This is a genomic window from Eubacterium coprostanoligenes, from assembly GCF_900167205.1.
Taxonomy (GTDB): Bacteria; Bacillota; Clostridia; order Oscillospirales; family Acutalibacteraceae; genus Eubacterium_R; species Eubacterium_R coprostanoligenes.
This window is the reverse complement of sequence record NZ_FUWW01000009.1, coordinates 16,511-29,620: the sequence shown is the minus strand read 5'-3', so window position 1 is coordinate 29,620 and position 13,110 is coordinate 16,511. Positions and strand designations below refer to the sequence as shown.

14 protein-coding genes are annotated in these 13,110 nt (G+C 36.3%); all 14 read right to left on the bottom strand.

Annotated features, from left to right (window positions below; all coding sequences use genetic code 11):
- Positions 1–2: 2 nt before the first annotated feature.
- Positions 3–743: a class I SAM-dependent DNA methyltransferase gene (locus B5D29_RS04870; RefSeq protein WP_078768465.1), complete on the bottom strand. Its 741-nt coding sequence runs from the start codon at positions 741–743 to the stop codon at positions 3–5.
- Positions 736–1,038 (bottom strand): YerC/YecD family TrpR-related protein, encoded by a 303-nt coding sequence (locus B5D29_RS04865; RefSeq protein WP_078768464.1) that lies wholly within the window; start codon positions 1,036–1,038, stop codon positions 736–738. The genes B5D29_RS04870 and B5D29_RS04865 overlap by 8 nt, the downstream gene beginning before the upstream one ends.
- Positions 1,039–1,147: 109 nt before the next feature.
- On the bottom strand, positions 1,148–2,422 hold the full coding sequence (locus B5D29_RS04860) for a diaminopimelate decarboxylase (RefSeq protein ID WP_078768463.1): 1,275 nt from the start codon (positions 2,420–2,422) through the stop codon (positions 1,148–1,150).
- A gap of 20 nt (positions 2,423–2,442) precedes the next feature.
- Entirely contained in the window at positions 2,443–3,027 is a 585-nt protein-coding gene (gene yihA, locus B5D29_RS04855) for a ribosome biogenesis GTP-binding protein YihA/YsxC (protein WP_078768462.1), read from the bottom strand.
- A gap of 1 nt (position 3,028) precedes the next feature.
- The gene (gene lon / locus B5D29_RS04850) at positions 3,029–5,431 is read right to left on the bottom strand and encodes an endopeptidase La (protein WP_078768461.1); all 2,403 of its coding nucleotides are present in this window, start codon (positions 5,429–5,431) and stop codon (positions 3,029–3,031) included.
- Positions 5,432–5,538: 107 nt separating this feature from the next.
- Positions 5,539–5,628, bottom strand: a complete 90-nt coding sequence (gene spoVM / locus B5D29_RS08900; RefSeq protein ID WP_143406725.1) for a stage V sporulation protein SpoVM — start codon at positions 5,626–5,628, stop codon at positions 5,539–5,541.
- Between the two features lie 9 nt (positions 5,629–5,637).
- Positions 5,638–5,784 carry a hypothetical protein gene (locus B5D29_RS08695; protein WP_159443403.1) on the bottom strand — a complete coding sequence of 49 codons (147 nt, stop codon included), beginning with the start codon at positions 5,782–5,784 and terminating at the stop codon, positions 5,638–5,640.
- Between the two features lie 51 nt (positions 5,785–5,835).
- Positions 5,836–6,480, bottom strand: a complete 645-nt coding sequence (locus B5D29_RS04845; RefSeq protein ID WP_078768460.1) for a thiamine diphosphokinase — start codon at positions 6,478–6,480, stop codon at positions 5,836–5,838.
- Positions 6,465–7,346, bottom strand: coding sequence for a ribosome small subunit-dependent GTPase A (gene rsgA, locus B5D29_RS04840; RefSeq protein WP_078768459.1), 882 nt, complete (start codon positions 7,344–7,346; stop codon positions 6,465–6,467). Before rsgA ends, B5D29_RS04845 begins: the two co-directional genes overlap by 16 nt.
- 47 nt (positions 7,347–7,393) lie before the next feature.
- Complete coding sequence (gene pknB, locus B5D29_RS04835) at positions 7,394–9,403, bottom strand: Stk1 family PASTA domain-containing Ser/Thr kinase (RefSeq protein ID WP_078768458.1); 2,010 nt, start codon at positions 9,401–9,403, stop codon at positions 7,394–7,396.
- A gap of 20 nt (positions 9,404–9,423) precedes the next feature.
- Positions 9,424–10,152, bottom strand: a complete 729-nt coding sequence (locus B5D29_RS04830; RefSeq protein WP_078768457.1) for a Stp1/IreP family PP2C-type Ser/Thr phosphatase — start codon at positions 10,150–10,152, stop codon at positions 9,424–9,426.
- The gene (gene rlmN, locus B5D29_RS04825) at positions 10,149–11,186 is read right to left on the bottom strand and encodes a dual-specificity RNA methyltransferase RlmN (RefSeq protein WP_078768456.1); all 1,038 of its coding nucleotides are present in this window, start codon (positions 11,184–11,186) and stop codon (positions 10,149–10,151) included. The genes B5D29_RS04830 and rlmN overlap by 4 nt, the downstream gene beginning before the upstream one ends.
- On the bottom strand, positions 11,179–12,417 hold the full coding sequence (gene rsmB, locus B5D29_RS04820; protein ID WP_078768455.1) for a 16S rRNA (cytosine(967)-C(5))-methyltransferase RsmB: 1,239 nt from the start codon (positions 12,415–12,417) through the stop codon (positions 11,179–11,181). The genes rlmN and rsmB overlap by 8 nt, the downstream gene beginning before the upstream one ends.
- Positions 12,414–13,109, bottom strand: a complete 696-nt coding sequence (locus tag B5D29_RS04815) for a zinc metallopeptidase (protein ID WP_242941746.1) — start codon at positions 13,107–13,109, stop codon at positions 12,414–12,416. Before B5D29_RS04815 ends, rsmB begins: the two co-directional genes overlap by 4 nt.
- Between the last annotated feature and the right edge of the window lies 1 nt (position 13,110).

The window sequence follows — 13,110 nt, the reverse complement described above, 5'->3', positions numbered from 1 at the left end:
TATTACACCTTTTTACATACAAAATATAATCTTTCGCTATCGTTTTTAGGTTCGTCATATGATAGCTCGTCATAAACTTTAATATTGACAAAACCGGAATTTTTAAGCCAAGTTGATAATTCCTCAACAGAATATGCTGTTTCTTCAAATTCTTCGCTGAATCGGTCGTAGTTTTCTCCGTTAAAAAGAAACATATCAAGTAGAATACGAACGGTTCTGTCATCAACAGCCTCATTATCCCAAACAAGATAATAATCATCTTCATCAAAAACAAAGGTATTATCTGCAAGAACTTCGTTGTGCTTATAAACAGTATTGACATCAAAAACGAATACCCCGTTATTATTCAACGAATCATAAACATTTTTGAATGTTGCTTGAACATCATCAATATTATTGAGATGATTAATACTGTCAAGACAACAAATACAAGCGTCAACCTTTTCAGAAAGCTCAAATTCCTGCATTTTAGCCTTTAGCAAAGAAAAGTTGTTCCCTGCTTCAAAAAGTCGATTAGAAGCGATTTCAAGCATTTCTTCGGAATAATCAAGTCCGATTATGTTATACCCTTTTTTCATAAAAGGGATACTCATTGAGCCTGTTCCGCATGCCAAATCCAAAACAGTACATGATTTTATACCGTTTTTTTCAAAAAATGACAAAATATAATCGCATCTTTTTTCGTATTCTACATTTTGAGTTAACTCATCATAGAGATAAGCAAAAGTTTGATAACTACTCATCACTTTCTTCTTCGCTGATTCTGTCAAAAATCTTGTCGTAACCGTCGCATCCGTACTGAAGTGAACGGTTTACACGGCTGATGGTTGCCGTTGAAGCACCTGTTTGCTCAACAATGTCGGTGTAAACACATTTTTCAGAAAGCATTTTTGCAACAACAATACGCTGACTGAGGGTTTTAAGCTCCTGAACGGTGCACAAATCCTCAAAGAAGTCATAACATTCTTCTGTGTTTTCAAGTGCCAAAATTGCCTTGAATAAAAAATCAACATTTTTGTTTTGTAGCTTATTATTCATAACTAAGCCTCCGTTTAAATTATGATAATATTTTAGCACATTAAATCGTGATAGTAAAGCATAATTTAAAAAAAGCGGTAAGAAATTTTCCTACCGCCTAAAAAATAGATTATTCTTTGATTAATTCATCATAAAAGTCAAAGCAATCAAATGTTGCAAAATAATCTTTTGGTGTTTCTGCTCTTCTGATGAGCTTGTATGAGCCGTCTTCACAGAGAAGAATTTCTGCACTCTTGAGCTTGCCGTTATAGTTATAACCCATTGAGAAGCCGTGAGCACCTGTGTCGTGGATGTAAAGAATATCACCCATATCAATCTTTGGCAACATTCTGTCGATTGCAAACTTATCGCAGTTTTCGCAAAGTGAGCCTGTAACATCATATTTGTTGTTGCATTCGTCATTTTCTTTGCCTAAAACCGAAATATGATGATAAGCTCCGTAAATTGCAGGACGCATAAGGTTAACGGCACAAGCGTCAACACCGATATATTCCTTGTGTGTGTGCTTTTCGTTAATTGCAGTAGTTACAAGCGCACCGTAAGGACCCATCATAAATCTGCCAAGCTCTGTGCAAAGTTTTACATCACCCATTCCGGCAGGAACAAGAACTTCGTCAAATACCTTGTGAACACCCTCGCCGATAACTCTAATGTCGTTTGGCTCTTGGTCAGGTCTGTAAGGAATACCAACACCGCCTGAAAGGTTAATGAATCCGATATGTACGCCTACTTTTTCCTTAAGCTCAACAGCAAGTTCAAAAAGAACCTTTGCAAGCATTGGATAGTAGTCGTTTGTAACAGTGTTTGAAGCAAGGAATGCATGAATTCCGAATTCTTCAACACCCTTTTCTTTCATAATTTTGAAAGCCTCAAAGATTTGCTCGGTGGTCATACCGTACTTTGCGTCACCCGGATTGTCCATAATATCATTACTGATTTTGAAAAGTCCGCCCGGATTATAACGACAGCTCATTTTCTTTGGAAGTTTGCCACAAGCCTTTTCAACAGCTTCGATATGAGTAATATCGTCAAGATTGATGATGCCACCTAAATCATTGCAATACTTGAACTCTTGAATCGGTGTGTCGTTTGATGAAAACATAATGTCATCACCTGTTGCACCAAGAGTTCTTGCCATCATAAGTTCTGTTTTTGATGAACAGTCGCATCCGCAACCGTATTCCTGCAAAATTTTAATAAGAAACGGATTTGGAGTAGCCTTTACAGCAAAATACTCTTTGTATCCCTCGTTCCAAGAAAACGCTTCCTTGAGTGCCTTTACATTTTCTCTGATTCCCTTTTCGTCATAGATATGAAAAGGTGTTGGATAATCCTTGATGATTTCCTGTGCTTTTTCTAATGAAAGAAATGGTGTTTTATTCATTTTTATCCTCCTCAAATCACTTATGCACCAAGTGATTTTTCAATTAACATTTTTACTGTATCAAGACCGAGTCCCGATTGTGAAGAAAACGGAATAATTAAGTTTTCATCTACCATAGAAAGTTCTTCTTTAATTTCCTTTTCTCTTCTCTTAAATTCTTTAACTTTGAGCTTGTCGGCTTTTGTGCAAACAACGATAAACGGGATGTCCATTTGTTGCATAAAGTCAATCATACCATAGTCATCTTGTGACGGTTTATGACGCATATCAACAAGTTGAACAACAAGTTTTATATTTCTTCCGCTTTGGAAATAGCCTTCCATAAGTTCACCAAAGCGGTCACGCTCTGATTTGCTGAGCTTTGCATATCCGTAGCCGGGTAAATCAACGAATTTATATCCGTCAACATCATAAAAATTAATTGTTATTGTTTTACCCGGAACAGAGCTGACTCTTGCCAAGGATTTTCTGTTAAATAATTTATTGAGCAACGAACTCTTTCCGACATTTGACCTACCTGCAAAAGCGATTTCAGGGACTTTGCTCGGTGGCAATTGACCCGAAATACCAAACGCTCTTTCAAATTCTGCTTTATTATAATTCATATCACTGTGTTACTGCCGACGATACGGTATCATCGGACTTTATAATTATGTTTTGTTTTTTGTCTTTTTTAGGAATATATTCAAGCGCTTGAATCATAACCTCATCAAACGAAGAAACAGGGATAAATCTTACCGCAGTTTTTACTTCATCGCAGATTTCGCTCAAATCCTTGAAATTATCCTTTGGAATAATAACCGTGTCACATCCTGCCTTATATGCTGCCATAGACTTTTCTTTAAGTCCTCCGATTGGGAGTGCCTTGCCTTTGAGTGAGATTTCACCCGTCATAGCAACATTGCGTTTTATCGGAACACCTGTAAGCTCACTTACTAAAGCAGTTGTGATTGCAAGACCTGCGGACGGACCATCTTTTGGAATTGCTGCTTCAGGGGCATGGATATGAATATCCTTTGTTTTGTAGAAATCGGATTCAATACCGTATTCTTTGGTTTTGCTCCTTACATAGCTGACGGCGGTTTTTGCACTTTCTTTCATAACGTCACCAAGATTACCGGTAAGCTCGATTTTGCCTGTGCCGTCAAGTGCTGAAATTTCTATCGGAAGCATTGTTCCGCCGACCTGTGTCCAAGCAAGTCCGTTTACAACACCAATTTGGTTTTCTTTTGGTATTTCGTCCTTTGAATATTTTTCAACACCCAAATAATCAGATAGATTTTTATCGGTTACCTTGAATGATTTTTTGCCGTTTTCAAGGTCAACCGTTGCTTTTCTGCATAGAGTTGCAATGTTCTTTTCAAGGCTTCTAACGCCTGCTTCCCTTGTGTAACATTCAATAATTTTGTAAATTGCATCATCAGAAATTTTGAACTCTCTTGCAGATAAATTGTGCTTTTTGAGTTCTTTCTTTACTAAATGCTGTTTAGCAATATTGAATTTTTCCTCAATTGAATATGAGTTAAGCTCAATTATTTCCATTCTGTCGTGAAGCGGAGCAGAAATGGTTGAAGTATCATTTGCTGTTGTGATGAACAGTACCTTGCTTAAATCAATTGGGAAATCAATGTAGTGGTCGTTGAATGAATTGTTTTGTTCCGGGTCAAGTGCTTCCAAAAGAGCAGATGACGGGTCACCTTTGTAATCATTTCCAACCTTGTCAATCTCGTCAAGCAATACAATCGGATTCATTGTTCCTGCATCAATGATTGCTTGCATAATTCTGCCCGGCATTGAGCCTATGTATGTTTTTCTGTGGCCTCTGATTTCGGCTTCGTCATGAACACCGCCAAGTGCAATACGAACATATTTTCGGTTCATTGACTTTGCAAGAGATTTGACAATACTTGTTTTGCCGACACCCGGAGGACCGTACAAACAAATGATTTGACCGTTGTACTCCGGATTACGCTTCAATACAGCCAATGATTCGATAATTCTTGTTTTAACTTTATCAAGACCGTAGTGATCGGCATCAAGAATTTTTCTTGAACGCTCAAGATTAATTCTATCTTTTGAATATTTGCCAAACGGAATTTCGAGGCATTTGTCAAGATATGTTCTGACAACTGTTCCCTCATGTGAACCTGAAGGCATTTTTATCAGTTTTTCACATTCCTTAAGTAGCTTTGATTTGATTTCTTCGCTACATTTTAGGTTATTAATTTTTGTTTTATATTCGTCTGCTTCTTCAAGAGGCGTTTCGCCTTCTCCAAGTTCATCGGAAATGACTTTCATTTCTTCACGCAAATAATATTCACGCTGTCCTTTATCGATTTCCTTTTGGAGTTTGTCCTGAATTTCGGCTTCAATTTCAAGTGAAGTGGTTTCTTTTTTAAGAAGCACAGTCAGTTTTTTTATTCTCTCTTGCGGATCAAATTCTTCAAGCATTGCCTGCTTGTCCGAAAATGAGAAAAAGCTGTTTTCACAGATATAGTCGGTAAGTTCTGCAATGTCCTCACAGCAAATTATCTTTGCAACGACTTCATTAGAAATCTTTTTGAAAATTGAAGCATAAACTTCGTATTCTTTTTTTACTGTTCTTATATAAGCGGTATTTTCCGCTGAAACTTCGACATCGTAAATCGGCGCTCTGTCAACAACTGCGTTGAAATGGTCGCCGTCAGTATACATTGTAACAATGCTTGCTCTTGCTATACCCTCAACAATAACACGAAGATTTGATGAATTAGGTATTTTTATCATTTGCTTAACCTTGCAAATAACACCTACTTCATAAACATCTCTTTCGCTCGGATCTTCAATACTCGAATCAATTTGAGAAACAAGAAAAATCATTTGATGAGTGTCCATAGCAGTGTTAAGAGCGGCAACACTCTTTTTTCTGCCGACATCAAAATGGAGCGTCATATTTGGATAAACCACAAGTCCACGAAGCGGAACAACAGGAATATCCTCAAAATTATTTAAATCAATATAGTTATCCATTATATGTAATCCTTAAAAATATTTACAATATTATATAATAAACAGAGATATATTTCAATACCAAAAATTTAAAAGGTGCTCCTTGGCACCTTTTAAATTTTCTTTTACTATTCTTCGTAATTTATTTTTTTCACTTTAAAAATTGAACGCAGGATAGGCGCAAGCAATTTTGGACTTTTTATAAGTATAACTTTCATATATCTCCCCTACTTTCTGCAACAGATTATGATTCCGAGGATGATGACTGCTATTGCAAGAATACGGGTTACCCAAACAGTTGGCAAGCAACACGCCATAACGCAACCGAGTCCAAAGGCAATCCATAACAAATCTCTCTTGCACATTTTCTTCATAGCAAACACCTCCGCTGTATCTGTGCTTACTATAATATATGCAATTTATACCTAATCGTTACTTTCAATTAAAAGAAGTGTGCCTTCGTCAAGAGAAATCTCGGCATAATCTTCGCTAACAAAATTGCTTTGTGCAAATTGGTCGTTTGGATTAATGTCAATTGTTTCTTTATCATAAAAGCCCGCCGTATAATAAGCGCCTTTAATTCTGACTCCTTTACAGTTTGAAAGATAAGCAAAAAGAGAAAAATTGTCGTATTCCTTATTAACAATACCTTTGTCGTTAATTAAAGAAAGTCGATTGTTTCGATTTTGAATAGAGCATTTTACACTGTGCTTTTGGCAGTAATCAAGTGATAAAATATTTGAATATGTATGGTCAAGCCTTGAGCCGATAGCACAAAAGATTTGAATTTCATTATACCCTCTGTCAACAGCTTCCATAACACAATGAAATGTGTCTGTATATGCTTTTTCAACTTCAAGAGATATAATCTCGCAATTTATATCAGGCTTTTCTGATGAATCGAAGTCACCTATAATTAAATTAGGAGTAAATCCTGCTTTTAAACAATTTTTGTATCCCGAATCAGCACAAATAATAAATGATTGCACATCAATATTTTCTTTCAAAAAGTCTATATCATTATCGGGCGCACCCGATATAATGGTGCATTTTTTTATTTGAGTTCCCATTCTTTAATATCTTTAACCTCGTTGTACATTGAAATGTAGCTTTCGTGTCTTGATTTACTGATTTTGCCGTCATTTACAGCTTCAATAACAGCACATCCCTTATCGTTTGTGTGTGAACAAGTAGAGAATTTGCAATATCCGAGATAATCGTCAAATTCCCTAAAGCAATAAGGTAAATCATCCTTTAGGATTTTTTCACACTGCTTAAATTCAAGTGACGAAAATCCGGGTGTGTCAGCAATATAACCGTTATCTGTCTTGAACAATTCACAATGGCGAGTTGTGTGCTTTCCTCTGCCTAATTTTTTGCTTGTTTCGCCTGTTTTTAAATCTAAATCAGGGAAAATATTGTTAAGCAGAGTTGATTTACCGACACCTGTATTGCCTGTAAAAGCCGAGCATTTACCGTTTAACAGTTTGTTAATTTCATCTGCTCCGTCACCTGTTGTATTATCGCAAACAACAACCTTAAATCCTGCTTTTTCATAAATGTTTTTATATATTTGAGCACTGTCATCAAGGTCGGTTTTTGTTAAAACAATGATAGGCTCGATTTTTTTGTATTCGGCAATAGCTGTGAGATTGTCAATTATCGTTGTATTAATCTTTGGGTCAACAAGTGACGCAATAATAAATAATTGGTCAAGATTTGCAAGCGGCGGACGAATAAGTTCGTTTTTTCTTGGATAAATTGTGTCTATAGTGTTTTCAGCATTTTCATTAATGCTGATTTCAACATCATCACCAACAAGAGGAGTAATCTTTTGCTTTCTGAAATTGCCCCTTGCTTTGCATTCGAATATTCCGTTGTCGGTATCGACATAGTAAAAACCGCCGATACCTTTTATAATTTTTCCTTTTGTCATATATCTTTTAAAAACATCAACGGCGATGTTGTCGCCGTTGAACAGAATTATTGTGTAGTTTGTGTGTTTTCGGTATGAACCGGAGTAGTAACGGTTACAAGATATTTAGAGGCAGAAGAGAAGTTAACTGAAATATCCTTGTCTTTTTTGCCGTCAATATGCTTTGTTTCTGTTACGCCGGTTTGTTTAAGTGAAACTTTGATGTTTTGAGATTTACCGCTTTCTGCAGTAATATTAATCGGAACATTTGAACCGTCAAGTGTAATTTTTCTGCTTGAATAAGTATCACTGCCGACCTTTACAACAAGTGTGTCTTTTCCATATGAGCCGTCATCATTTTGAACAACAGGCAATGTAATATTTACCGAATATTTAACAGCTTGTGCCGTTGTTGTAGTTACACCAGAACTGATAATTACTTTAATGGAATCAGTGGCTTTTGCTTGGGTTCCCGCAATTGGACTTTGCGACAAAACAATTCCTTTTTGAAGTTCGTCATCTTGAGTTACAAAAGAAATGTTTTTGAATCCAAATTTTTCAAGAAACGCTCTTGCTCCGCTTTGTGTAAGACCCGATACATCAGGAACTGTCAATGTTTCGATTACAGTTGTGGTTGGACCTGATGAAATATAGATAGTGATTTCCTGCTCAGCAGAAACAATAGTTGTAGCTTTCGGATCGGTATAAATAACTTTGCCTTCTTCAACATTGTCGCTTGGAATGTTCATAGTTTTAAATTGAGTTAAACCATCAAGTTGAAGAGTTTGTTCGGCAAGTTCAAGTGACAATCCATATACATTCGGCATAGGAATATTCTTGTCTGATGACGCAACATAAAGTGTAACTTTTGAGCCTTCCATAACCTTTGAGCCTGCTTCCGGATTTTGCTTTATAACTGTTCCCGGATCATATTGATCTGATTTTTCGTATTCGGCAACAAATTCATAATTATAGCTTTCGTTATCTTGAAGCTGGTCATATGAGAATCCCACAAAGTTTTCAAGTTTTTGTGTTTTAGTATTCATACCTGATGTAAACATCATTACAATACCGATAATAGCCGCTATCAAAACAATGACACCAACAACGATTGCCGCAATTGTTTTCTTTTTGCGTGAAGAATCGTCGTAATCCTCTGTTTCCTCATATTCTTCATCGTCAATAATAGGTTCGATTTCTTGTGAAGGTTCTTCTACAACTTCGTTATTTACATAATTAAAAGTCTTATTTGGGTCTTTAACAATTTCTTCGATATCAAGAAGCATTTCGGTTGCAGACTGATATCTGTCTGCAGGATTTTTTTGCATTGCGTGGAAGCAAATTTGTTCAAGTCCAAGTGGAATGTCCGGATTGATTTTTCTTAATTCTTCTGCATTTGAGTTGACTTGCATAAGTGCAACAGACACTGCGCTGTCAGCTTCAAAAGGAACTTTGCCTGAAAGCATTTCGTAAAGGACTACACCGATTGAATAAATATCTGCTTTTTCATCTGTGTATTCGCCTTTTGCTTGTTCAGGTGAAATATAATGAACAGAACCAATTGCCTGCTCTGTCAAAGTTTTTGTATCAGAACGGGAAAATCTTGCAATACCAAAATCGGTAACCTTGAGGTTCCCGTTTGGAAGCAAAATAATATTTTGAGGTTTAATGTCACGATGAACGATACCTTTATCGTGTGCGTGTTGAACGGCTCTCAAAATCTGCGTCATAAAGAACAAAGCATCGTTCCAAGTGATTGAACCTTGTTTGTTAATAAATTCTTTAAGTGTTATGCCGTCAATATATTCCATTACGATATATTGAAGTTTTTCGCCAAAGTTAACATCATAAACTTTAACAATATTTTCATGTGACAAAAGTGCAATTGCTTTTGATTCGTTTTTAAATCTACGCTTAAAGTCGTCATTATTTAAAAATTCTTCTTTTAAAATTTTAACTGCAACAATTCTATCGTCAACATTGTCATAAGCCTTGTAAACAACAGACATTCCGCCAACACCGATAATTTCTTGAATTTCATATCTGCCGTCTAATCTTTTTCCAACATAATTATCCATTATTATCTCCCAAACATATGTTAAATTGCAATCGCAACAACTGTAATATTATCGTTTCCGCCGTTTTTATTCGCTCTTTTAACCAATCTGTCGGCAAAAGCATAGTATTGACCGTCTTTGATATCTTCTGCCATTTCGGAATTGTTTACGCAATTACTGAGTCCGTCAGTACACAAAACAAGTGTTTCGTTTTCTTGCATATCAATTTCTGAAAAATCAACATCAATTCTTTTATCAACGCCAAGAGCTCTGGTAATGACATTTTTATTAGGGTGGTGCTCTGCTTCTTCTTTTGTGATTTCGCCTCTGTCAACAAGATTTTGAACAAGGCTGTGGTCAACGGTAATTTGTTCAACCCCGTCTTTGTTAACCAGATATGCTCTGCTGTCACCTGCATGTGCAATGTGCGCAACATTATCACGCACAACAACAGCAACAACGGTTGTGCCCATTCCCTTTAAGTCAGGTCTTGAATATGCCATATCATAAACTTCGATATTGGCAGCAGTAATAGCAGAATCAAGAAGATTTTTGATTGATGAATCTCGCATTTTTTCGTTGTATGATGATGTTATTTTATCGCTGATAACCTTAACGGCAAGAGCAGAAGCGATATTACCTCCTGCGGCACCGCCCATTCCATCACAAACGACAGCCCATGCAACTTCTCCCGGAAGTTCACCGACTGCATATGCGTCTTGATTGTTTTCTCTGACTAAACCCTTATCTGTTTTAGCAACTATTTTCATATGTTACCACCTTCGTTCTTCTTGCGTCTTAATTGTCCGCAAGAGGCGTTAATGTCCGAACCGAGCGTTCTTCTTATTGTAGCATTTATTCCAAGCGAATACAAGGTTTCGCAGAAATTTTTAATTGATTTATCCGTTGAACGAACATTGCCTCGTTCTTCAACATCGTTTACAGGTATCAAATTAACATGACAAAGCATTCCTTTTAGCTTATCTGCAAGTTCATGTGCACATTCGGTAGTATCATTTACGCCGTTTATAAGTGTGTATTCAAACGATACTCGTCTGCCGGTAACCTCTGCATAATTCTTGCAAGCATTAATTGCTTCATCTACACCCCATTTATCGTTTACAGGCATCATTGATGAGCGGAGTTTATCATTTGGTGCGTGTAGCGAAAGGGTTAATGTAATAGGAATGTTCTCATTTGCCAAATCGTACATTTTTGGCACAACTCCGCAGGTTGAAAGCGTTATATCACGCATTGAAATATTCAAGCCTTTGTCGTTGTTTACTGTTCTGATGAATTTAATTACATTATCGTAGTTGTCAAGCGGTTCACCAATACCCATAAGAACTATATGCGAAATTCTAATGTTTAAATCCTTTTGTGCGGTGTGAAGTTGTGATTCCATTTCGGCCGGTAGCAAGTTACGCTTGAATCCTGCAAGAGTAGAAGCACAGAATTTGCAACCCATTTTACAGCCGACCTGTGAGGAAATGCAAATAGTGTAGCCGTATTTATATTTCATAATAACGGCTTCAACATATTCCCCATCGTATAATCTGAAAAGATATTTTACTGTGCTGTCAATTTTTGAAACATATTTATCTTCTATTTCAACGGACGGTATAAAATAGTTTTGGTTTAATTTTTCTCTTAAATCTTTTGAAAGATTTGTCATTTCATCAAATGAATCGACGCCCTTTTCGTGTAACCACGAATAGATTTGCCCTGTTCTGAATTTAGGCAGACCTATTGAAAGAATCTCGTTATTTAATTCATCAAATGTAAGTGATTTTATATCAGTCATTTATCTTTTCCATTATTGCATAGAAAAATCCGTCACCACCATTTTCACTTGGGAAAACAGTGACTTTGTCTATAAGCTTAAAATTAATGTTGTCGTTTAAAAAATTTTCAACAACTTTTTCATTTTCTTTTTTATTAAGAGTACAGGTAGAATAAATAATTCTGCCGTTATTCTTTAAATATCTTGATGAAGTACTTAAAATATCGTATTGAATTTGTGGTAATTCCTTAATATCATCAAGATTTTTGTATCTGATTTCCGGCTTTCTTCTTATTATTCCAAAACCGCTGCACGGAACATCACAAAGAATTTTGTCTGCAATCGGCATTTCGCTGTTATAAACAAGAGCGTCATTAATGCTCGTTGATATATTATCTAATTCAAGCCTTTGAGCAGATTTTTTTATCAGTTCAACTCTGTGTTCGTACAAGTCAAAAGCATACACCTTTGCTCCGCTTTGAGCCATAGTAAATGTTTTACCGCCCGGAGCAGCACAAATATCAAGTACAACATCATTTTTTTTACATTCAAGAGCGTTTGCACAGGTATATGAACTGTAATCTTCAATATAAAACAAACCGTCCTTAAATGCCTTAATGTTACTTAAATCAAATGATGAGTTAATTTTTACAACATCACCGTATATTTCACATTCAACACCGTTATCTAAAAGTTCATACTGAAGTTCGCCTTCGTCAACAAACTTTCTGTTTGGAATTGCAAAAACAGGAGGTCGGTTGTTGATTGCTTGAAGTGTAGCAAGAGTTTTTTCCTCTCCGTACATTTTCTTCCACATATTGATAAGGTGAGACGGACAGGAATATTTGATGCTCAAATCATCCGTTTCATCAAGTTCCGATTTACATTCAATAATTTTATGTAATACAGCGTTAATCAGTTTTTTATAATACGAAAGACCGATTAAATCTGCTATTTCAACGGTTTCAAAAACTGCAACAGCATCAGGAACTTTGTCCATAAATAAAATCTGGTATGCACCGATATAAAGGATTATTTTGACCTTTGGTTTTGTTTTTGAAGTCAAGTGTTTGTCGATGAAATAATCAAGTGTGAGTTTGCGTTCTATAACACCGTAAACAAGTCTTGAAGTAAATCCTTTGTCCTTGCTATTAACCTCTGCAAGACCTTTGTCAACCGCAATGTTTGAATATGCTCCGTTTTTTAAAATATCATACAGTATGTCAAATGATGCAAGTCTGCTGTTCTTCATCGTCTGTTTCCACCGTTAACTACAAGCAAAAGCCTGAAAATAGTTGCAAGAGCAGATGCCAAAGCAGCAACATAAGTTAAAGCTGCGGCAGTAAGCACTTTCTTTGCACCAAAATATTCAGAATCTGTCATGAAATGATTTGATTCAATAGTTTCAAGTGCTCTTTTACTTGCATTGAATTCAACCGGTAATGTGATAAGCTGGAACAATGCAACAAAGCAATAAAGTATAATGCCGATATATGCAATTGTTTCAGAACGGATGAACATACCGATTAAGCAAAGCGGAATACCAAGTGATGAACCGATATTTGTTACAGGAATTACAAAATTTCTTATTTTAAGCGGAAAATAACCCTGTGCATGCTGACAAGCGTGACCTGCTTCGTGGCAAGCTACACCGATTGCAGCAATTGAACGAGAGTCGAATACATCTTCGCTAAGGCAAATTTCCTTGGTTCTTGGGTCATAATAATCTGTAAGAGTGCCGGCGACCTTTTTGATTTTTACATCATTAATTCCGTTGAGCTGTAAAAGTCGCCATGCGGCATCAGCACCGGTCATTCCGGAACGGCTGATAACTTGCGAATATCTGCGAAAGTTCTTTTTAACAGATGATTGACAAATTAATGCAAAGATAAAAACAGGAACCATAATAAAGCCTGTCATATAATACATCATATAATATCCCATA